Origin of the sequence: Streptomyces sp. NPDC059649 (assembly GCF_042734445.1) — a bacterium.
In the GTDB taxonomy this organism is placed as follows: Bacteria; Actinomycetota; Actinomycetes; order Streptomycetales; family Streptomycetaceae; genus Streptomyces.
In genome coordinates this window covers 240,462-260,577 of record NZ_JBHWDV010000003.1, presented here as the reverse complement: position 1 = coordinate 260,577, position 20,116 = coordinate 240,462, and the positions used below count along the sequence as shown (strand labels likewise).

The following is a 20,116-nucleotide window of genomic DNA, read 5'->3' as shown; positions in this document are numbered from 1 at the left end:
GCCTGCCAACCAGAACCCGCTTCAACCGGCGGAACGGCGATCCTGGTAACGCAAGGGCCACCCATACTTGAGCACATGGACGGTGCGGACCACATCGAGCGGACAGGCGGCGGGCGCCCCGGAGCCGGGAGCGGGACCAGGTACGAAGCTGCGGCCCGGAGCGGGGACCGGCTTGGCGACGGCGACGGGCCCGACCGCATCGACGGGGTCGGCGACACCCGGCGCGCGCTCGGCAGCTTTCTGCGGGCCCGCCGGGGACGGGTGGCGCCGGAGGACGTCGGGCTCACCGGCGGCCGGCGACGTCGGGTGCGGGGGCTGCGCCGTGAGGAGTTGGCCCAGCTCGCCGGGATCAGCGTGGACTATTACGTGCGCCTCGAACAGGGCCGCAACACCCAGCCGTCCCCCGAGGTGCTCGACGCCCTCGCCGGCGCGCTCGGCCTCGACGCGGCGGAGCGCAGGCACCTCGCCACGCTGGCCGATGCCCGCCGGGGCCCTGCGCCCGCGGTCCGGGTCAGCCCGGTGCTGCGGCGGATGCTGAACGCCATGGGTGACCTCCCGGCCTTCGCGACGAACCATCGTCTCGACGTGGTGACGTGGAACGACCTGGGCGGCGAGCTGATCGGTGGCCTGGCCGACCCGGCCCGCCGCGACCGGAACAACGCCCGGTACCTCTTCCGCGACCCCGCCTCGCGGGACGTCCATCCCGAGTGGCAGGCCAGGGCAGCGGAGGCCGTGGGCCAGCTGCGGGTCGCCGCGGGCCGTTACCCCGAGGACGCCGAACTGGCCGCGCTCATCGCCGAACTGTCCACGCACAGCGCGGAGTTCCGGCGAATCTGGGACAGCGGCGAGGTCGTGATGTGCGGTGCCGGACGCAAGCAATTGCGGCATCTGGAGGCCGGGCTGCTCACCCTGGACTACGAGACGCTGCATGTGCCGGCCGCACCGGGCGAGACGGGCCTCGTGGTGCATGTGTTCAGCGCCGAGGAGGGCAGCGGTGAGGCCGTCGCCCTCGCCCGGATGGCGACCGCCGCCTCGCCGGCATGAGGCGGCCCCAGGCGCGTTGCCCGGGATGACAGCAACAGGAGCGTCGCCGACGGCTGGCCTCCGTGGGATCGATTCCGGGCTTTGACCTTCAGGTGGGTTGAAGCTCCAGAATCGCGTGCATGGACGATACCGGCGAGCTGTTGAGCATCGGCGCGTTCGCGCGGCAGGTGGGCCTGGCGCCGAGCGCCCTGCGGTTCTACGACGACTGCGGGGTGCTGCGGCCGGCCCAGGTGGACGGCGTAACCGGCTATCGGCGCTACGCCGCGGACCAGGCGGCGCGGGCGGTGCGGCTGCGCCGCCTGCGGGCGGCGGGGTTGTCGCTGGTCGATGTCGCGGTGGTCCTGGACGGCCCGCAGGACGCGGCACGGGACGTACTCCGTGAGCATCTGGAACGGCTGCGGCGGACCGCCGACGAGGCGCACGCGGTGGTGGCGGGGTTTCTGCGCGAAGTGCCCGGTGAGGCGGCGTACGGCAATGGCTGGGCGCGGGCGCGGGTGGGCGGTGCCGAGCTCGCCAGCGCCGTACGGCAGGTGGCACCGGCGGCGGCGCGAGGCTCGGTCGCTCAACAATTCCCCGTACTGGGCTGTGTGGCGCTCGAACTCGCCGATGGCGAAGTGCGGTTGATCGCCACCGACCGCTATCGACTGGCGGTGCGGGTGCTGCGGCCGCAGGAGTTCGCGGGCGGACCACGGCAGGTCCTCATCGGTGCGGACACCGCACGGGACCTGGCGGAGTGGGCCGTACGGCAGGTGTCTGTGGACGTGGAGTGCGACAGGGCGACGGCGGGCGTCCGACTGCGGAGCGGAGCGGACTGGCGCGAGGTGCCGGAGTCCGTCGACACCGCGGGCGGGGCATCCGGCCAGGCGCTCGGTACTGAGGACCTGGCGAGGTTTCCGGACTATCGACTGGTGCTGCAGGGCGTGGGAAAGGAGCGCCATCGACTGATCGTGGACCGGGTGGGGCTGCGGGACGCGGTAGCAGGGCGGTCGGGGGTGGCGTTGTTGTCGATCGCTGCCAGGGACGAGCAGGAGCGCGAGGGCGGCGGGCGGACAGAGGCCGAGGGGAGGCAGCGGGCCGTTTCACGTGAAACATGCGACGGACTCCTCGATGTTTCACGTGAAACGGCGACAGGCGACCCGGGGGCCGTGCAGACGGTGGAGGTGACGGGCGGGGCCAGGCAGCCCGTCCGTCTGAGGGCCGTCCTTACGGGAAGCGCACTCCGCATCGCCTTCGACCCGGCGGTCCTCGTGCCTGCCCTGGAGACCGGAGTAGGGCCTGATGCGCTGATGGAGATCGCCTCGACGGACCGGCCGGTCGTGCTCCGCTCCGCCGACCAGGGAAGTTTCACGACGCTGGTGATGCCTGTACGTGGACCCGGCGGTCAGGGGAGGGGCGGGGGCGTGAACGCCGTAGCGAGTGGCGCCGAAGGGGAGGGCTGAGGGGCGATGACGCAGAAGGGGAGCGGGAGGATGGATCCGGAACTGCCCGTGGTGCGGTTGTGCGGGGAAGGGATGCAGGCCGAGGCGGAGGGGCGGGCGGAAGCCGCGCGCGAACTCTTCCAGCGGGCTTGGGAGATCGCCGCGGATGACTATGAGGCGTGCATCGCCGCGCACTATCTCGCGCGGCACCAGGAGTCGGCGGAGGACACGCTGCGGTGGAACCAGGAATGCCTGGACCGCGCCGATCGCGTCGCGGACGAGCGCGTTCGGGAGTTCTATCCCTCGCTGTATCTGAACATGGCACATGCCTATCGCCGGCTCGACCGCCCCGAACTCGCTCACCACTACTTCCTAAGGGCTGCGGAGCGGGTGTGTGACGCGCCCGGAGGCCGGCACGACCAGGGTGAGCAGGGCGACCAGGGAGACCAATACAGGGACTACGGCCGCCACGGGCAGTACAGCGACTGGAACCGCTTTGCGATCGCGGAGGGCCTGCGGGCGACCGCCGGCGCGGTATCTGCCGAAGCATCGGAGGCCGCCACGTTGCCCAGCGCCGCCTCGCCCCAGCCCCTCGACGCCGAGGTCGACGGACGCATCCGGGAGCTGTTGGCGCGTTGGTGTGCGCGGGCCGATCTCAAGGCGCTGGGACTGGCCCTCCCGGCGTATCTCGGCCACCTCGGAACGGAAGCGGACCGCGTACGCCTGCGATCCGCGCTGCACATGGTGCATGCGGCACGCTGGCTGCCGGCGGACGAGCAGACCGAACTGGGCGCGGTGATCGGGGCGACGGGGCTGCAGTGAGAGGTGAGGATGGGGGCCGGCCGAGTCGGACCCATCGTTGAGGAGCACGCCATGACCGTCACCCAGTCCGCGGAGTCACACGAGTCCGTAGGGGACGCTCCCCGGCCGGTGGACCGGGGGCCGGTAAGGGCCGAGGCCTCTGACTCATTCACGGAGCTGTTGCCGCAGACGCGGCGGGCGCTGCTGCGCCGGCTGGCCGTCGGGCAGGCCGAGGGGCGGGCGCCTTCGATGGTGGGGGCGGTGGTGCGCGGTGGACAAGCGGTCTGGACAGGGAGCCGGGGCTCGGTCGAGGGGGAGGCGCCGCACGGCGATGTGCAGTACCGGATCGGCTCGCTCACCAAGACGCTGGTCGCCGTCCTCGTGATGAGGTTGCGCGACGAAGGCCTGCTGTGTCTGGACGATCCCGTGAGCAAGCACCTCAAGGGCAGTCCCGTGCCGGAGGCGACGATCGCCCAACTCCTCTCCCATTCCTCGGGGTTGACGGCCGAGCCGCGTAGCCCGTGGTGGGAGCGGACCGCGGGCGAGCTGCGCCCCGAGCCAGCCGATCTGTTCGATGACCGCCCGCAGCGGCTCGCGGCGGGACGTCGGCACCACTACTCCAACCCGGGATACGCCCTGCTCGGCGCGGTGGTCGAACGGCTTCGGGGCGGCAGGCCCTGGTACGAGGTGCTGCGGGCCGAGGTCCTTCAGTCCCTGGGCATGGTCCGTACGACGACGCAGCCCGAGGCGCCCCACGCGGACGGCTGGGCGGTGCATCCGTGGGCCGATGCGCTGCTGCCCGAACCTGCCCACGACACCGGACTGATGGGGCCGGCAGGGCAGTTGTGGTCGACGCCGGACGACCTGTGCCGCTGGGCGGCCTTCCTGTTGCACGGAGACGACCGGGTGTTGAGTGCGGCGACCGTGGCCGAGATGCGCACACCCGCGGTGCCGCCGGAGGAGAACGGCTGGGACGCCGGGTACGGGCTGGGCATCCAGCTCGTACGGCGGGAAGGGCGCCGGCTGGCCGGCCACACCGGCTCGATGCCCGGATTCCTGGCGACAGTGTGGACCGACCCCGAGGAGGAGGTGGCGGCGATCGTGCTGGCGAACTGCACCTCGGGCCCTTCGGTCCCCACCATCGCCGCCGATCTGGCCGGGATCGTCACCGCACACGAGCCTCGGATCCCCGAGCCCTGGCGCCCGCTGTCCGGACCGCTGGATCCGGATCTGCTGGCGCTCACCGGGCCCTGGTACTGGGGCGCGAACCCGCATGTGCTGCGGCTGCGGGCCGACCGCGAGCTGGAACTCGCCCCCCTGTCCGGTGTGGGACGGGCCTCGCGGTTCCGGGCCCAGGACGACGGCACCTGGGCCGGCCTGGACGGCTACTACGCGGGCGAGACGCTGACGGTGGTGCGGGACGAGCAGGGCGCGGTCAGCCATCTCGACCTCGGCACCTTCGTCTTCACCCGCGGCCCCTACGAGCCGTCGGGACCGGTGCCCGGTGGAGTGGACCCGCAGGGCTGGCGGGTCTGAAGCCCGTACGCGGCGGCGCGGACTCCGGACGTACAGTCGAATGCGATGTCAGGAGCCGCGCCGAGGCGGCTCGCTACCGCTGGAAGGCCCCATGACTGCCGTGTCTGATCCGACCGCGAACACCGCCGCCCCCGACCTGCTCGACCTGCCGCCCCTCACCGCGGCCCACTTCGCGCGCATCGAGGACAAGGTCGCCGCACTGATGCGCACCCGCTGCGACGTCGTGACGATGCAGGGCGAGGCGCTGCTGCCGCTGGAGGCCTGCATCCGGTCCGCCGTACGGCCCGGCAGCACCGCCCTCAACATCATCACCGGCCCCTACGGCGAGACCTTCGGCGGCTGGCTGCGTTCCTGCGGCGCCAAGGTGGTCACCCTCTCCGCACCCTTCACCGGGGCCGTAGACCCCCGACAGGTGGCCGAGGCGCTCCGTGAGAACCCCGAGATCGACTTTGTGAGCCTGGTGCACGCCGAGGCGGCCACCGGCAACACCAACCCCGTCGCCGAGATCGGTGCCGTGGTGGGGGAGCACGGTGCGCTGCTGATGCTGGACGCGGTCGCTTCGGTCGGTGCCGAGCCGCTGTTGACCGATGAGTGGGGTGTGGACCTGTGCGTCATCGGCGGACAGAAGGCACTGGCCGGGCCCGCCGGAGTGTCCGTGGCCTCGGTCAGCGCCCGGGCGTGGGAGCGGATCGCCGCCAATGAGCAGGCCCCGCGGCGTTCGTACCTGTCGCTGCTGGACTGGAAGGAACGCTGGCTCGACGGCGGGCGTACGGCTCTGCCGCACGCACCGGCCCAACTGGAAATGCTCGCTCTGGAGCAGGCCGCGGACCGTATCGAGGCGGAGGGGCTGGACGCCGTCATCACCCGGCACCGGGCAGCGGCAGCGGCGACCCGGGCCGGCGTACGGGTCCTGGGAGCGCTGACCCCGTACGTGGTGCGTGACGAGGACGCGGCGCCGGCCGCGACAACCCTGCGCGCGCCCGAGGGAGTCGACGCCCGGGAGATCGTGGCCGCCGCCCTCGCGGTGGATGGTGCGGTACCCGTGCAGGCCGCGGCGGGCACGCTGGCCAAGGAGATGATCCGGGTGAACCACTACGGTCGTGCCGCCGACCTCGCCGTGGTCAGGGCCTCGCTGGTGGCGCTGGCCGGCGGGCTTCGTGCGCTGGGCGTCTCGGTGGATGCGGAGGGCGGAGCCGTTGCGGCGGGCGAGGCATGGGACGAGGTGTCCGCCGGCTGAGGGATGTCGGACCGGGGTCGTGTTTCACGTGAAACACGACCCCATGCGGAGGCGCCATGCGCCGCCGTTTCACGTGAAACCAGCTTCACTCGCTCGGGCCCGGGGTAGCCGAAGTGCTCCTCAACGGGCCCGTTTCTGTGCGCCAAGTCGACTGCGCACCAAGGTAGTTGGCCGCTGATGGCTGTGGCGCGGAGCCTGGAGGCGAGCCCGATCGGGCGTACTCCGGTGGCGCGCCAGGTGCTACAGCGACAGGCTGAATGCCGAAGATCCCCACGCGCTGGAGGTTTCCTCCGCAGCGTTTGACGGCTCTCGCTCATGCCCGAGCCCCGGCTCGTGTACTCGACGGCTCACCCTTCCTCGCTACCTCGTCGTGAGTCCCTTAACGATCATGTCCAAACGCTCTCATAGAATCGGAATGAGCGACCCGGTTGGAAGTGCGGAGTGCGCGAAGCGGTTGGGCAGGGGCTTCAGGAGGTCCGGCGATGGCGGAGAGTGGTGCCCGGCGCGGTCTTGCGCCCGGGCGGGCTGATGCGCGGCGCAACAGGGCGCTGGTGCTCCAGGCGGCTCGATCGGCCTTCGAGGAACAGGGGTTGGGGGTGCCGCTCGGGGAGATCGCCCGCCGAGCCGGGGTCGGCGCGGGCACCGTCTACCGCCATTTCCCCTCCAAGGAAGCACTTTTCAGGGCGGCGGTCGTCGAGCGGATCGAGCTTTTCACCGACACCGCAAGGGACTTGGTGGATGTCGACGACCCCGGCGCGGTCTTCTTCCGCTATCTGTCCTCGGTGGTGCGCCTCGCGTCACGGAACAAGGCGTTGTGTGACGCGTTGGAGGCGGCCGGCACGGGTCATTTCGCGCCGTCGCCGGAGGTCGGCCGGGACTTCGACGAGGCGTTGGAATCCCTGCTCAGGAGGGCCCAACTCACCGGCGCGGTACGGCTCGACATCGGGCTCGCCGACCTCAAGGCGCTGCTGGTGGGCTGTCTCTCCATGGAGCAGGTCCGCGCCGGATCGGACGTGGACGGCGGGGCGCCGGGCCGGATGACGGTGCTGATGTGTGATGCGCTGCGCACCCATGACGCGGTAACGAAACTGCCTGGTTCGCCCGGAAACCGTAACGAAACGCGGTGTGCGGAGTGCGGAACGGTGATCGAACCGGCCCGTACCGGCCGCCCTGCGCGCTACTGCGGTGGGGCCTGCCGGCAGCGGGCACACCGGGCGCGGGGCCGGACCCGGCGGATGTGACGCCGTCCCTCACAGCATCAGCTTGAACCCCAGATGGGAGGCCTCGAAGCCGAGGCGCTCGTAGAAGCGGTGGGCGTCGACGCGGGTGGCGTCGGAGGTCAGCTGCACCATCCGGCAGCCCAGCGTGCGTGATTCGGCGATCGCCCACTCGATGAGCTGGGTTCCGAGGCCGCTGCTGCGTTCCTCGCGGTGCACGCGTACGCCCTCGATGATCGAGCGGGTGGCACCGCGCCGGGACAGGCCGGGGATGACCGTGAGTTGGAGCGTGCCGATCGTCCGTCCTTCGCGCGCCGCCACGATCAGGTGCTGGTTCGGGTCAGCGGCCAGCGCCGTGTAGGCGGCGATATACGGAGCCAGGTCGTCCGGCGATTCGCGGGCGGCGCCCAACGGGTCGTCGGCAAGCATCGCGACGATGGCGGGCAGGTCGGCCTCGGTGGCGCGGCGTATCTCGATGTCGCTCATGGGCGCGACCTTATGCCTCGCCGCCTCCGCCGCGCCGACCTGGCCGCCGACCAGTCCAGTCGATGAGAACACGCCGGTCAGCCCGCCACAACGGGCTGTCGGCCAGCCCTGCCCCGCCGGCTCGCCGATCAGTCCTGCGACGACGGCGCGAGCGTCTGGACCGCCGAGACCAGCGGTGCCAGCTCGGGTCGCTGGGCGGCATCCTGCAAGGCCTCGCAGAGCGCCCCGTCATGCGTCGGCCGGGCCTCGACCAGGAGGGCCAGCCCCTCAGGCGTGACGTTCGTATAGATGCCACGCCGGTCGTCGGGGCACAGGTAGCGGGACAGCAGGCCGCGGTCCTCCAGACGGGTCACGAGGCGGGTGGTGGCGCTCTGGCTGAGCACGACCGAGTCCGCGACCTGGTTCATCCGCAGATGCCCGCCCGGTCCGTCGTGCTGCTCGCTGAGGACGTTGAGGACCGAGAACTCACGGACGCTGAGATCGTGCTGCGCCTGCAGGGCGCGCTCGATGTGCGACTCGATGCGGCTGTGCAGAGCCGAGAGCGCGCACCAGCCCTGGGCCAGGGTGGGCGTGGCGGCCGGCGGGCTGCCGGGCGCAGCGGTCTCCGCGGTGTCCGAGGCCGCCGCGGTGTCCGGGGGCTCCGGTGCAGTGGCCGTGGCCTCCACCTGCGGCGCGTCCGCCCTCGCGGCCTTCGCCTGCGGCCGAGCTGCCTGCTTCTCGCGCGTCTGCTGCGTCATCGAAGACCTCCTCATGGGGCGCACGATCCAGGATAGGGCACCGGCGAAATATCCAGCGCTTGCAATTAACCCGCGTCTGCAATTATTGTGGACGCTCGTAAGGGACGGACACAATCATCCGAAGGGATCCGTCATGCCTCTCGCACTCCTGGCTCTTGCCATCGGTGCTTTCGGGATCGGAACGACCGAGTTCGCGGTCATGGGCCTGCTGCCCGACATGGCGGCCGGCTTCGGTGTCTCCATCCCTCTCGCCGGATACGCGACCACCCTCTACGCCCTCGGTGTGGTCATCGGCGCCCCGCTCATGACGGCGCTGGGCACGCGCTTCACGCGCAAGCAGATGCTGATGTTGCTGATGGGCCTGTTCATCGTGGGCAATCTGCTCACGGCCGTCGCGCCCAGCTTCTGGCTCATGCTCGCCGGCCGGATCGTCTCCGCGTTCACACACGGTGCGTTCTTCGGCATCGGCGCCATCGTTGCCGCCGACCTCGTCGCCCCCCAGAAGCGCGCCACCGCCATCTCGCTGATGTTCAGCGGCCTGACCATCGCCAACGTCGTGGGTGTCCCGGCCGGCACGATGCTCAGCCAGCAGTTCGGCTGGCGGACCACCTTCTACGCCATCACCGCGCTCGGTGTGATCGGTCTGCTCGGCATCATCAAGCTGATTCCGGCGCAGCAGGCGAAGGCCGCCTCGCGCATCGGCAGTGAGCTCGCGGTCTTCCGTAACCCACAGGTCGGCCTGGCCATGCTGATGACGATCCTCGGCTTCGGCGGTGTCTTCGCCGCGGTCACGTACCTCGCCTCGATGATGACCGAGGTCACCGGCTTCGCCCCGTCCTCCGTCATCTGGCTGACGGCCATCTTCGGCCTCGGTATGGTCGGCGGAAACCTGGTCTCCGGCCGTTTCACCGACCGCGCCATGATGCCGATGCTGTACGTGTCGATGACGGGCCTGGCGCTCTCGCTGGCCGCGTTCAACTTCACCGCGCACGACAAGATCGCCGCGACGATCACCATCGCGCTGATCGGCATCTTCGGCTTCGCGACCGTCCCGCCGCTGCAGAAGCGGGTCATGGACCAGGCGGCCGCCGCGCCCACGCTCGCCTCGGCCGGCAACATCGCGGCCTTCAACTTCGGCAATGCGCTGGCCGCTTGGCTCGGTGGGCTGGTCATCTCGGCGGGCCTCGGTTACACCGCACCCAACTGGGTCGGTGCGCTGATGACGGCTATTGCGCTCGGTGTGGCGATATTTGCCCACGCCCTGGAGCGGCGTCAGACGGGCCGTGGCCAGGTCGTGGCCGCTGGCGGCGCCACCACGGTCGCCGACGACCCCGTGGCAGCGGCGCACTACTGATGCCCGCGGCGGCCCGTACAACTACGGCCGACGTATGCCCCCGACCGCCGCACCTCACCCCCCGCACCTCACCCCCGGCACCTCATCCCCCGGCACCTCATCCCCCGGCACCTCATCCCCCGGCACCTCACCCACCCCCGCAAGGAACCCCGCAAGGAACCCCTCATGAGCACCTCCCCCTCCTCTCCCACCTCCACCACCTCCCCCACCTCCACCACCTCCCCTTCCACCCCCAGCTTCAGCGCCACCCCTGCCACCGACGACGGCGCTCCCATCGTCCGTCCGCTCACCACCCGCGAGGCGGAGAGCCTCATCGAGGCCGCCGTGCAGGCGGCCGAGGGCAGCGGGGTGCGGGGCAGCGTCAGCGTCCTGGATGCGGGCGGGCATCTGCTCGGCTTCCGTAGGGACGATGCGGCCGTGCTGATCTCCGGGGAGACCAGCACCCGCAAGGCGTTCACCGCCCTCCAGTTGGACGCGCCGACCGCCGACCTAGTCGAGTTGGTACGGCCCGACGGGCTCTTCCATACGCTGCCCACGGCGCTGGACCGGCCGCTGCTCTTCCTCGCCGGCGGGGTGCCCCTCCACCGCGATGGCCGGCTGATCGGCGCGATCGGCTTCGGCGGGGGCGCCCCCGATCAGGACCACCGGATCGCCCTCAGCGCGATAGCCGAGGCGGGCCTGGACTGAACCGGACTGAGCGGGAGCGAGACGGTCGACCGCCGGAACGGCCTACAGATCGTCCCTGGCGGCCGAGTGCCCCTCGCGGCGGATCGTCTCTGACGGCCGAGTACTTCCGAGCGTGACGGCTGCGACGGCTACGACGGTTGTGATGGCGACGGCGGCTACGGCGGCTATGACGGTTGAGATGACTGTGACGGCTGTGACGGCCGTGAGGGCCGATCGGCCGCCCGTCAGCTGACGCCCGCGCCCGCCCTGCCGTTTCCCGGCAGCCGACGGGCGCGGGCCTCGGCCGTCCGGTCCTCGCGAAGCTCCTCGCGCAGCCGGCGGCCGCGGCGGGTCGGCCCCCAGGGCTTGAGGACGGAGATCGCGGTCAGGAAGAAGTAGGTGGCCGAGGCGACCGCCGGTGCGATGACGAGGCCGATATCGGGCACTGGCGTACCTGCCGCGGCCTCAGCGGCGAGACGGTCGATGCCCGGACGCAGCGCGAAGACCGAGAGCAGCACCGTGACGAGCGTCAGCCAGAACTTGACGTAGACCCAGCGGTGCCGGGCCAGACCCCAGGGGGTGCCCAGCGACAACACCAGACCGGTGATCAGTGCACCGAAGGCGAGAGGGAGGACCAGCCAGTCGCCGAAGACTTTCATCGCGCGGTAGGCGGCGGCCGCCATCTCGGGGGAGCGGGTGGTCCAACCCGTGATGCTGAGCGCCAGCAGCCCGAGCGTGAGGCCGAGCCAGCTGACGGATACGGCGACATGGAGGACGAGGAGGGCCCGGCGGGCGGGCCGGCTGAGCTGCTGCATACGGTCCACGGTCGTGGCCGGGGCCCTGTCGTACATCTGCCGCCGGGAGTATCCCCGTATACGCGCCCCTGAGTACGGCGTCCCCGAGTGCGGCGTCCCCGAGTGCGGCGTCCCCGAGTGCGGCGTCCTGAGTGCGGTGCGCCTGAGCCTGAGTGCGGTGCGCAGTGCCGCCGCCGTTCGCGGTCGCCGTGGTGCCCTGCCACCTCCGGTCTTCTCCGCACCCAGCTCGACGCTGCCGCCAACCTCCACCCGATCCCACCTCCATCCGACCCCACCCCTACTCCGACCCCACCCCTACTCCGACCCCACCCCGGCTCCGACCGCAGCGCCTGCTCCCGGCCCCCTGTCCTGCCCTCTGCCCACGTGATCGTGGAGTGGCTACTCTCCCGGCATGGGCACGCTGCATCTGTTCGATATGGACGGGACCTTGCTGTACGGGACCGCGGCCGCCGTGGAGATATCCCGGCAGCTCGGTCTCGATCGGGAGATTGCCGAGTTGGAGGGCCGGTTCTTCGCGGCGGAGCTGACACCGGTGCAGTTCGCGCAGCTTGCCTGCGATCTGTGGTCCGCCGAACTGACCGACCTTCAAGTGGCCGCCGCCTTCGACGGCGCCCCATGGCTGGCCGGAATTCGGGAGGTCTGGGCGGATATCCGCGCGCGCGGCGAACGATGCGCGGTGATTTCCCTCTCGCCCGGCTTCTTCGTCGAGCGGCTGCTGGACTGGGGAGCCGACACGGCGCACGGCTCGCGCTGGCCCGCCGTGCCGATCCGGCGGCCGGTGGATCCGGGCGGCATCCTCTCGTCGGCGGCGAAGGTGCGGATCGCAGATGAACTCTGCGTGCGGTATGGGCTGACCCGCAACGACTGTGTGGCGTACGGCGACTCCATGTCGGACACCGAACTGTTCGCCGCGGTGCCCCGGTCCGTGGCGGTGAATGCCGATCACCACGTCAGTGACCTGGCCTCATTCGCCTACACGGGGCGTGATCTGCGGGAGGCGTACGCATTGGTCCGTACCGGCGGGTAATTCCGCGCTTTCTGCGGCGGATTCAGCCGTGTGTGCGCGGGAAATGCGCTCTGTGCCGAGGGCTGCGGATATCGGAGTGGCGTGCGGAGTGTTCCAAGATCAGGGCTTGTGGTTTCAACTACTGCCGGTATGGTCGAGTCCGGCTTGGCGCGGGGTGAGGGCTTCCGCGGGCACGCAGGACGCGGGCGAAGCTCGTCAGCCTAGCGGTTAAGTGGCCCGTGACACCCGGACTTCCGACTGTTTGTCCGTTGTGCTGGACGGGGTGGCATGCTGCTGACGCGGCATCTGCTCCGCATTGCCGCAGGGAAGTGAGATTTGTCCGCTTTAGAGGATGTTGCCGGAATCGCTTGACTCGGTTAAGAATTCCGGCCAGGGCGGGGGAATTCCGGGCAGTTCCGGTCTACGGAAGTGCGAAGACGACCGAAAGACGTTCGAGGCGAGGCAGACCATGGACGCTCCGACCACCACGTCGGCCGATAGTGGCTCTTCTGGCGGCAGCAGCGGCGATTGGGGTTGGTTCACTCCGCCGGCGAAGAAGTCCTCCGAGGAACAACAGGAACAGAATGTCCGGGACCGTCAGGACCCGGACAGTCAGGACGGTCAGCGCCGACCCGGCCAAGGTCAGGACGGCCAGGACCGGAATGCCCCCTACGGAAGTGGCCGAGCCGAGCCCGGCGGCTGGGGCCGACCCCACGGCCAGGATGAGTCGGGCGATCGGGGCGATCGGGGCGAACGCGACTACCGCGGCGTACAGGGCGGGCCTCATGCTCCGAACACCCCAAGCGCTTGGAACGCCCCGAATTCCCCGAACTCCCCGGACTCCGCCCACCAATCCCACGACCGGGAGCGGATACCCAGCCGGCCGGTCAACCCGATCCGGCCGGTAGGCACCGCAGCCGATCGTGGGACGGAGCCGCCGGAGGCCCCGCAGCCGCACCGCGAGCCGCCCAACCCGTTCGGCGAGCCCGGCCCCGAGTACGGTGACCCGGCCCGCCCTTACGGTGACCCCACCCGCCCTTACGGCGACCCCACCCGCCCGTACGGTGACCCTGCCCGTGCGTACGCGGACCCCTCGCGCCCCTATGGCGAGCCGGTTCGCCAGCCGTCCCCAGAGCCCACCGGTAGACAGACTCCGGAGCCCACCCGCCGGCAGGCCCCAGCGCCCACCGGCCGGCCGACTCCGGAGCCCATCCGCCAGCCGTCCCCGCAGCCCAACAGTCAGCCTGCCGAAGAGGCCGCCCGCCGCCAGCCCATGGAGCAGTCGCCCCGCCCGTCCGTATGGGGGCGCGACCCGGCTCGTCCCCACGAGCCCGAGCCGACTCGTCACCACGAGCCCGAGCCCGAGCCCGTCCATGAAGCGGTGCGTCACACGACAGCGGCGCCCTCCCCCAGCGCCACCCCCACCCCCACCCCCAGCCCCGGCGCCCCCAACCCCGGCAATCCCGGCCCCGTTACGGCCGGTCCCGGTGTTTCCGGCTCCAGCATCCCCACCCTCACTCCCCGAACCCCCCGCACCCCCGCCACCGCTACGCCCCACGGTCCGCCCGCTCCCCCCGCCCCCCAGCCCTCCCTGGCGGCGCTCGGGGCCACCATGTCCGAGGCGTCCGCGTCGCCCGACGCGATCCTCATCCGGCGCACCATGGCCGAGATCGAGCCGGTGGCCGACAAGGTCACCTCGTACTTCTACGCGCTGCTCTTCGTCCAGCATCCGGACCTGCGGGCCCTCTTCCCGGCCTCCATGGACACCCAGCGCGACCGGCTGTTCAAGGCGCTGCTCACCGCGGCCAAGCACGTCGACGACACCGAGGTGCTCGTCAGCTACCTCTCCAACCTCGGCCGGGGCCATCGCAAATACGGCACCCAGCCCGACCACTACCCCGCGGTCGGCGAGTGCCTGCTCAGCGCGCTCGCCCGTTATGCCACGAGCAGTTGGGGACCGGAAACCGAGGCCGCCTGGGTGCGCGCGTACACCGCGATCTCCCAGATCATGATCGACGCGGCCGCCGAGAACGAGGCCGTGGCGCCCGCCTGGTGGCAGGCCGAAGTCGTCTCGCACGAGCTGCGCACACCCGAGATCGCGGTGGTCACGGTCCGTCCCGACCAGCCGTACCCGTTCCTCGCGGGGCAGTACGCCAGCATCGAAACGCCCTGGTGGCCGCGGGTCTGGCGGCACTACTCCTTCGCCTCGGCGCCGCGTTCCGACGGGCTGCTCTCCTTCCACGTGAAGGCGGTCCCGGCCGGCTGGGTCTCCAACGCCATGGTCCATCGCGCCCGCCCCGGGGACGTCCTCCGGCTCGGCGCACCGGCCGGTTCGATGACCGTCGACCACACCACCCGCAACGGCCTGCTGTGCGTCGGCGGCGGCACCGGCATCGCGCCCATCAAGGCCCTGATCGAGGACGTCGCCGACCACGGCATCCGGCGCCCGGTCGAGGTGTTCTACGGCGCCCGCAGCGACCACGACCTCTACGACCTCGACACCATGCTGCAACTGGAGCAGACCCACCAGTGGCTCTCGGTCCGTCCGGTCGTCGCCACCGGGCCCGCGGTCCGCGGCGGGACCAGCAGCGAGACCGGTCAACTCCCGGACGCAGTGCGGCAATACGGGCCGTTCCGGGAATACGACGCCTATCTTTCCGGGCCGCCGGGCTTGATCCGCAACGGTGTGGACGCTTTGGTGAGGGTCGGCATTCCGTCCGACCGCATACGGCACGACTCGGTGGAAGAGCTGGTCTCGGTAGGGGATTGAGGTCTTGGCAGAGCACGGCGAACACGGGTCGACAGGGGAGGCGCGGGGGATGCGGGATGAGCCGCAGCCGCAGGGAGAGCGCCCGGGGAGCGACGGCGAGCACCTGGTGCAGCAGAGACTCGGCACGACCCAGCGCGCCGACCGGTTCTACCGGGACCAGGTGCTGGACCACCTCAATACCCGTATGCAGGAGTTCGTCGCCCGGCAGGAGATGTTCTTCCTGTCCACGGCCGACCGGCACGGCGAATGCGATGCGACGTTCCGCGCCGGTCCGCCCGGATTTCTGCAGGTGCTTGACGCGCGCACGCTGGCGTACCCGGAATACCGGGGCAATGGGGTCATGGCGTCCATCGGCAACCTCTCGGAGAACCCCCGTCTCGGCCTGCTGATGATCGACTTCACCCGGGACCGCATCGGTCTGCACGTCAACGGCCGGGCCCGGGTGGTGATGGACGAGGAGATGCGGGCCGGCCATCCCGGTCTGCCGGTCGATCCGGTCCCCGGCCGGCGCGCCCAGTTGTGGGTCATGGTCGAGGTCGAAGAGGCGTACATCCACTGCGCCAAGCACATTCCGCATCTTCAGAAGGTCCCGCCGCAGCAGCGCGGGGCGCGGGCCTGGGGCACCGACGACTTCAAGCGGAAGGGCGGTGACTTCTTCGGCGCGGCGGCCGAGGCGAGCGACCGAGCGCCCTTCCGCCGCCCGGAGCGCAAGAGCGAAGACCTCCGCGGCGGCCTGCACGAGGACCAGGGGGACGAGGCGCCAGCGGCGTACGGGAACGGGGCCGTGGCCGGGACCGGGCCCGGGAACGGGGCTGTCACCGGAACCGAAGTCGGAAGCGGTTCGGCACTCGAAGTCGGAGGCGGTTCAGCACACGAAGACAGCGGGCTCTCCGGCCACCGCACCTCCCATCAGCCCTCCCAGACATCCCAGCCGTCCCAGCCACCCCATCCCTCCCTGACGGGCCTGTCGTCCGATGTCCGGGCGCCTGCCGTCCCGGGCCGGGACGACTTCGTGGGGGAGCTGAACGCGGAGTTCCTCGACCGGGTCGAGCGGGTGCTGGCGCGCGCCCAGCCGCGTCGGCCGGCGGAGGACGAGCCGGAGTTCCGCGGCTGGTTCGACCGACGCGACGCCTGAGGCACCAACCCTGCCGCCGCCCCTGCTCGAAGAGCTCGAAAAGCTCGAAAAGCTCGAAAAGAAGGGCTCACTCAACGGCGGGGCGGCCCGGGACAGGTCTCGGCGCGCGCCGGCGATCTCACCCCAGATCCGGCGCGTGCATCGCCCGTACGCCCTCGATGTTGCCGTCCAGATAGTGCCGCAAGGACAGCGGGACGACCTCGACGGAGGCGATGCCGACCCGGGTGAACGGCACCCGCACGATCTCGTAGTCCCCGCACGGCTCGTCGACCTCGGGGCCGTGCCGGCGGGTGGGGTCCATGGAATCGAGCCGGCAGACGAAGAAGTGCTGGACCTTCACGCCGTCCACCCCGCCGTCACTGAAGTGCTCGACGGTGTCGACGAAGACCGGGACCACGTCCTTGATCTTGGCGCCCAGCTCTTCGTCCAGCTCGCGATGGAGCGCGTCGACGACCGTGGCGTCCTCCGGCTCAACGCCGCCGCCAGGGGTGATCCAGTAGGGGGCCCGTCCCGGCTTGGTGCGTTTGATCAGAATCAGGTCCTCGCCGTCGAGCAGAATCGCGCGGGCGGTGCGTTTGACGACTGGCCGTACGGTCATAGTCGACAGATGCCGCAACCACGCCCTGGTGAAACCCCCGCCCCTCCGTCACCAGCCCACCGGGCACCGCGGCGCGTCTCCGGTCGACCGAGGTCTGCAACTGGTCACCAGTCGACCGCGGACCGCAGCAGCCACTCGTGGGCCCGGGCGATATGCGGCAGACCCAGCGTCCCGGTCCGTACGGCGAGGAAGTACGTGCGCAGCGGGGGCACCGGAGGATCGAGCAGCGCCACGACCTCGCCGCACGCGAGCGCCTCGGCACACAGATAGCGCGGCAGCACGGCCAGCCCCGCCCCGGCCGCGACACATGCCAGCACCGCGCGGAGATCGGCGGCGATGACGGCGGCGGACGCCGCGGGCTTGGCGTCGAAGACCTCGGTCCAGTAGCGGGCGATCAGCGGCAGGCTCTCGTGGACCTCGACGAGCGGTACGGAATCCAGTACGCGGACGCCGCCCGCCTGCAGCACGGCCGGGCCGCCGAATTGCGCCGACCAGGACGGCGCGGCGATCAGCACATGCTCCTCGTCGCACAGCGCGGTGGCGGTCAACAGCCCGCCGCGCGGCCGGGTGGTGGTGACGGTCAGATCGTGGTGGCCGGCCGCCAGCCCGGTCAGCAGCTCGTCCGCTGAGCCGAAGGCGGTGCGGAGGGAGAGGCCCTGGGTGATGAGCGGAGCCAGCGCGGGAAGCGCGCGTTGGGCCATGAACTCCGGTGGGCCGGCGAGATGCAGAGTGCGGGTGACCGACTCCCGATCGAGCCCGGCCTCGGTGATCTCCGTGAGCGCATCGAGGTGCGGTGCCACTTTGTGGGCGAGCTCGTCGCCGACGGTGGTCGGCGTGACACCACGGGCGTAGCGGAGGAAGAGCGGACGGCCCAACTGGCGTTCCAGCGCCCGGATCTGGCTGGTCACGGCGGGTTGGGACAGTCCGAGTAACGCTGCGGCGCGGGTGAAGGAACCGGCTCGGTGCACCGTGACGAAGGTGCGCAGCAGAGCCAGATCCATCCCGTACCTCCTGCGCCCCTCGGAAGCCTGGTCGCGGGCCAGCCATAAAATTGCGGATAGGGCTGTGTCTCTAGCGTGATTGGACACTGACGCTCAGTCAACTAGCCTTGTTCGAGCGGTTGGTTTCACGTGGAACATTCGGTTTCACGTGAAACACGTGGCGGCGCGCACCACACAACCGCGGCCGGCAGGGTGACGAGGGGGGATACCCTGCCGGCCCCTCTCATGTGGCGCCCGGAGACTGTCCGTTCGGGATCTTGGGCTCTCGGGCTCTTCGGGCTCCCGGGCCCTGCGGGTTCTCGGGCCCTGCGGGTTCTCGGGCCCTGCGGGTTCTCGGGCCCTGCGGGCTCCCGGGCCCTGCGGGCTCCCGGGCCCTGCGGGTTCTCGGGCCCTGCGGGCTCCCGGGCCCTGCGGGTTCTCGTGCTCTTCGGGGTGGTCGACGCGGAGCTGAGGCCTGGTCCGGGTCCGGAACACGGTCCGACGCACGACCCTCAGATGCCCCTCATCGGCCGCCACCGCCGCCATCGCCGGCTCAGCCCGCGTCGGCCGTGTCCAGAGCGCGGAGGACATCCGCGATCAAGTCGTCCGGGTCCTCGATACCGACCGAGAAGCGGATGAAGCCCTCGGGGACCGCGTCGCCGCCCCAGCGGGCGCGGCGTTCGGCGCTGGAGCGTACGCCGCCGAAGCTCGTGGCGTCGTCGACCAACGTGAGGGCGGCCAGGAAGCGTTCCGCGTGGGCCTTGTCCGGGAGGGTGAAGGACACCACGGAGCCGAAGTGGCCGGGCCGCATCTGGCGGACGGCGAGCGGATGGGCCGGGTCGGTCGGCAGGCCGGGGTGGCGCAGGCCGGTGACCTCGGGACGGTCGGCGAGTGCGGTGGCGAGCGCCAGCGCGCCGGCCGACTGCTGGCGGACGCGCAGCGCGAGGGTCGCCAGTGAGCGGTGCGCCAGCCAGCTCTCCATGGGCCCGGGGATCGCGCCCACGGTCTTTCGCCACTGCCGTACGTCGTCGGCCAGCGCGGCGTCGCGGGTGCTGGCATAGCCGAGCAGGACGTCGCCGTGGCCGGTCAGGGCCTTGGTGCCACTGGCGACCGAGAAGTCCGCCCCGAGGTCCAGCGGGCGCTGGCCGAGCGGCGTGGCGAGGGTGTTGTCGACCGCGACCAGGGCGCCGCGCCGATGTGCCTCGTCGGTGAGCCGGCGGACGTCACAGACGTCGAGGCCGGGGTTGGAGGGCGTCTCGATCCACAGCAGCCGGGCGCCGTCCAGCACGTCGAGTTGGGCGTCCTGTGCGGTCGGGGCCGTACGGACGTCGATGCCGTAACTCTCCAGCCGCGTGCGGACGGCAGGCAGCAGCTGGTAACCGTCGCTGGGCAGTACCACCGCATCGCCGGAGCGCAGCTGGGAGAAGAGCACGGCGCTGATCGCCGCCATTCCGGAGGCGAACACGACGGTGTGCGCGGTGCCGTCCGGGGATTCCAACTCCCCGATGGCGCGTTCCAGACGGGTCCAGGTCGGATTGGTGTCGCGGCCGTAGGTGTACGGCCCGGCGGCGTCGCCGGGGAGGTGGTAGTGGGCCGCGAACACCGGGCCGGGCAGCGCCGGTTCGAAGGCTTCCGGCTCCGGGAGCCCGGCTCGTACGGCGCGGGTGCCGTCGCCCGTCATGCGTTCTCCTTCTCCTGCGGGTGGTACGGAACCTCCTGCGGGTGGCGTGGCGCATCCTGCGCATGGTCCGAGGCATCCGGCGAAGGGAGCGGGGTCTGCGCGGGGCCCCGGTCGTCGGGCTCCGGTGCGCGCGCCGGAAGCAGCGTCCGCGCGGTGAGCGCGGTGCGGACCTCGGCCAGCAGACCCTCACTCGCCGTCTCGATCATCGCCAGGCACTCCTCAAACCCCTCGAAACCGCCGTAATACGGGTCGGGTACGTCGAGGTCGGCGGCGGCCTGCACCGCGTACGAACGCAGCAGGCGGACCTTGGCGGCGTCCTGCGGTGTGGGAGCCAGCCTGCGGAGCTCGCGCAGATGGCCGGAGTCGAGGGCGATCACCAGGTCGAGGCGGGCGAACCAGGAGGCGCTGAACTGCCGCGCGGTGTGAGCGGTCGGATAGCCGGCCGCGCGCAGGACGGCGACCGTGCGCGGATCGGCGCCGTCGCCCTCGTGCCAGCCACCGGTGCCCGCACTGTCCACCTCCACCAGGCCGTCGAGCCCGTCCTCCGCGACCCGGGCGCGGAAGACGGACTCCGCCATCGGCGACCGGCAGATGTTGCCGGTGCAGACGAAGCAGACGCGGTACGGAACGGTCAA

At 71.1% G+C, this 20,116-nt stretch carries 18 protein-coding genes; 11 read left to right on the top strand and 7 right to left on the bottom strand.

Annotated elements, in window-relative coordinates:
• Positions 1-75 precede the first annotated feature (75 nt).
• The 6 genes from ACFV1J_RS06990 to ACFV1J_RS06965 all read left to right on the top strand — a co-directional run bounded on the left by ACFV1J_RS06990 (position 76) and on the right by ACFV1J_RS06965 (position 7,277).
• Positions 76-1,044: a helix-turn-helix domain-containing protein gene (locus ACFV1J_RS06990; protein ID WP_385856208.1), complete on the top strand. Its 969-nt coding sequence runs from the start codon at positions 76-78 to the stop codon at positions 1,042-1,044.
• Between the two features lie 119 nt (positions 1,045-1,163).
• A complete protein-coding gene (locus ACFV1J_RS06985; RefSeq protein WP_385856207.1) occupies positions 1,164-2,483 on the top strand; it encodes a MerR family transcriptional regulator in 1,320 nt (439 codons plus the stop codon).
• Positions 2,484-2,513: 30 nt separating this feature from the next.
• Positions 2,514-3,284, top strand: a complete 771-nt coding sequence (locus ACFV1J_RS06980) for a hypothetical protein (protein WP_385856206.1) — start codon at positions 2,514-2,516, stop codon at positions 3,282-3,284.
• 51 nt (positions 3,285-3,335) lie between these two features.
• Positions 3,336-4,799 carry a serine hydrolase domain-containing protein gene (locus ACFV1J_RS06975; protein ID WP_385856205.1) on the top strand — a complete coding sequence of 488 codons (1,464 nt, stop codon included), beginning with the start codon at positions 3,336-3,338 and terminating at the stop codon, positions 4,797-4,799.
• 91 nt (positions 4,800-4,890) lie between these two features.
• On the top strand, positions 4,891-6,036 hold the full coding sequence (locus ACFV1J_RS06970) for a pyridoxal-phosphate-dependent aminotransferase family protein (RefSeq protein WP_385856204.1): 1,146 nt from the start codon (positions 4,891-4,893) through the stop codon (positions 6,034-6,036).
• 482 nt (positions 6,037-6,518) lie between these two features.
• Positions 6,519-7,277 carry a TetR/AcrR family transcriptional regulator gene (locus ACFV1J_RS06965; RefSeq protein WP_385856203.1) on the top strand — a complete coding sequence of 253 codons (759 nt, stop codon included), beginning with the start codon at positions 6,519-6,521 and terminating at the stop codon, positions 7,275-7,277.
• 9 nt (positions 7,278-7,286) lie between these two features.
• Here the strand turns inward: ACFV1J_RS06965 and ACFV1J_RS06960 are convergent, their stop codons facing one another.
• Positions 7,287-7,739, bottom strand: coding sequence for a GNAT family N-acetyltransferase (locus ACFV1J_RS06960; RefSeq protein WP_385856202.1), 453 nt, complete (start codon positions 7,737-7,739; stop codon positions 7,287-7,289).
• Between the two features lie 128 nt (positions 7,740-7,867).
• Positions 7,868-8,302 carry a MarR family winged helix-turn-helix transcriptional regulator gene (locus ACFV1J_RS06955; protein ID WP_385856431.1) on the bottom strand — a complete coding sequence of 145 codons (435 nt, stop codon included), beginning with the start codon at positions 8,300-8,302 and terminating at the stop codon, positions 7,868-7,870.
• A gap of 307 nt (positions 8,303-8,609) precedes the next feature.
• Here ACFV1J_RS06955 and ACFV1J_RS06950 point away from each other — a divergent pair, with 307 nt between their 5' ends.
• Together ACFV1J_RS06950 and ACFV1J_RS06945 are read left to right on the top strand one after the other, a co-directional pair.
• Positions 8,610-9,830 (top strand): MFS transporter, encoded by a 1,221-nt coding sequence (locus ACFV1J_RS06950; protein WP_385856201.1) that lies wholly within the window; start codon positions 8,610-8,612, stop codon positions 9,828-9,830.
• A gap of 165 nt (positions 9,831-9,995) precedes the next feature.
• Positions 9,996-10,517, top strand: a complete 522-nt coding sequence (locus tag ACFV1J_RS06945) for a heme-binding protein (protein ID WP_385856200.1) — start codon at positions 9,996-9,998, stop codon at positions 10,515-10,517.
• A 224-nt stretch (positions 10,518-10,741) separates the two neighbouring features.
• On the opposite strand, the gene ACFV1J_RS06940 is transcribed toward ACFV1J_RS06945, so the two are convergent.
• Entirely contained in the window at positions 10,742-11,311 is a 570-nt protein-coding gene (locus ACFV1J_RS06940; protein WP_385856199.1) for a DUF2269 domain-containing protein, read from the bottom strand.
• Between the two features lie 391 nt (positions 11,312-11,702).
• On the opposite strand from ACFV1J_RS06940, the gene ACFV1J_RS06935 reads away from it, so the two are divergent.
• The 3 genes from ACFV1J_RS06935 (at position 11,703) to ACFV1J_RS06925 (ending at position 16,222) form a co-directional block, all read left to right on the top strand.
• Complete coding sequence (locus ACFV1J_RS06935) at positions 11,703-12,338, top strand: HAD family hydrolase (RefSeq protein WP_385856198.1); 636 nt, start codon at positions 11,703-11,705, stop codon at positions 12,336-12,338.
• Positions 12,339-13,698: 1,360 nt separating this feature from the next.
• Positions 13,699-15,087: a globin domain-containing protein gene (locus tag ACFV1J_RS06930; RefSeq protein WP_385856197.1), complete on the top strand. Its 1,389-nt coding sequence runs from the start codon at positions 13,699-13,701 to the stop codon at positions 15,085-15,087.
• 49 nt (positions 15,088-15,136) lie between these two features.
• Positions 15,137-16,222: a pyridoxamine 5'-phosphate oxidase family protein gene (locus tag ACFV1J_RS06925; protein ID WP_385856196.1), complete on the top strand. Its 1,086-nt coding sequence runs from the start codon at positions 15,137-15,139 to the stop codon at positions 16,220-16,222.
• Between the two features lie 118 nt (positions 16,223-16,340).
• Here the strand turns inward: ACFV1J_RS06925 and ACFV1J_RS06920 are convergent, their stop codons facing one another.
• The 4 genes from ACFV1J_RS06920 to ACFV1J_RS06905 all read right to left on the bottom strand — a co-directional run bounded on the left by ACFV1J_RS06920 (position 16,341) and on the right by ACFV1J_RS06905 (position 20,116).
• Complete coding sequence (locus ACFV1J_RS06920) at positions 16,341-16,820, bottom strand: NUDIX domain-containing protein (RefSeq protein ID WP_030411999.1); 480 nt, start codon at positions 16,818-16,820, stop codon at positions 16,341-16,343.
• A 104-nt stretch (positions 16,821-16,924) separates the two neighbouring features.
• The gene (locus tag ACFV1J_RS06915) at positions 16,925-17,821 is read right to left on the bottom strand and encodes a LysR family transcriptional regulator (RefSeq protein WP_385856195.1); all 897 of its coding nucleotides are present in this window, start codon (positions 17,819-17,821) and stop codon (positions 16,925-16,927) included.
• A gap of 532 nt (positions 17,822-18,353) precedes the next feature.
• Complete coding sequence (locus tag ACFV1J_RS06910; RefSeq protein ID WP_385856194.1) at positions 18,354-19,481, bottom strand: cystathionine gamma-lyase; 1,128 nt, start codon at positions 19,479-19,481, stop codon at positions 18,354-18,356.
• Positions 19,478-20,116 carry a low molecular weight protein-tyrosine-phosphatase gene (locus ACFV1J_RS06905; protein ID WP_385856193.1) on the bottom strand — a complete coding sequence of 213 codons (639 nt, stop codon included), beginning with the start codon at positions 20,114-20,116 and terminating at the stop codon, positions 19,478-19,480. Before ACFV1J_RS06905 ends, ACFV1J_RS06910 begins: the two co-directional genes overlap by 4 nt.

Bases quoted from the DNA above. Each gene is read 5' to 3' on its own strand.
- ACFV1J_RS06965 (WP_385856203.1), top strand. From the start codon at position 6,519: ATGGCGGAGAGTGGTGCCCGGCGCGGTCTTGCGCCCGGGCGGGCTGAT.
- ACFV1J_RS06960 (WP_385856202.1), bottom strand. From the start codon at position 7,739: ATGAGCGACATCGAGATACGCCGCGCCACCGAGGCCGACCTGCCCGCC.
- ACFV1J_RS06980 (WP_385856206.1), top strand. From the start codon at position 2,514: ATGGATCCGGAACTGCCCGTGGTGCGGTTGTGCGGGGAAGGGATGCAG.
- ACFV1J_RS06950 (WP_385856201.1), top strand. From the start codon at position 8,610: ATGCCTCTCGCACTCCTGGCTCTTGCCATCGGTGCTTTCGGGATCGGA.
- ACFV1J_RS06945 (WP_385856200.1), top strand. From the start codon at position 9,996: ATGAGCACCTCCCCCTCCTCTCCCACCTCCACCACCTCCCCCACCTCC.
- ACFV1J_RS06935 (WP_385856198.1), top strand. From the start codon at position 11,703: ATGGGCACGCTGCATCTGTTCGATATGGACGGGACCTTGCTGTACGGG.
- ACFV1J_RS06920 (WP_030411999.1), bottom strand. From the start codon at position 16,820: ATGACCGTACGGCCAGTCGTCAAACGCACCGCCCGCGCGATTCTGCTC.
- ACFV1J_RS06985 (WP_385856207.1), top strand. From the start codon at position 1,164: ATGGACGATACCGGCGAGCTGTTGAGCATCGGCGCGTTCGCGCGGCAG.
- ACFV1J_RS06940 (WP_385856199.1), bottom strand. From the start codon at position 11,311: ATGCAGCAGCTCAGCCGGCCCGCCCGCCGGGCCCTCCTCGTCCTCCAT.
- ACFV1J_RS06975 (WP_385856205.1), top strand. From the start codon at position 3,336: ATGACCGTCACCCAGTCCGCGGAGTCACACGAGTCCGTAGGGGACGCT.
- ACFV1J_RS06990 (WP_385856208.1), top strand. From the start codon at position 76: ATGGACGGTGCGGACCACATCGAGCGGACAGGCGGCGGGCGCCCCGGA.
- ACFV1J_RS06915 (WP_385856195.1), bottom strand. From the start codon at position 17,821: ATGGATCTGGCTCTGCTGCGCACCTTCGTCACGGTGCACCGAGCCGGT.
- ACFV1J_RS06910 (WP_385856194.1), bottom strand. From the start codon at position 19,481: ATGACGGGCGACGGCACCCGCGCCGTACGAGCCGGGCTCCCGGAGCCG.
- ACFV1J_RS06925 (WP_385856196.1), top strand. From the start codon at position 15,137: ATGCGGGATGAGCCGCAGCCGCAGGGAGAGCGCCCGGGGAGCGACGGC.
- ACFV1J_RS06970 (WP_385856204.1), top strand. From the start codon at position 4,891: ATGACTGCCGTGTCTGATCCGACCGCGAACACCGCCGCCCCCGACCTG.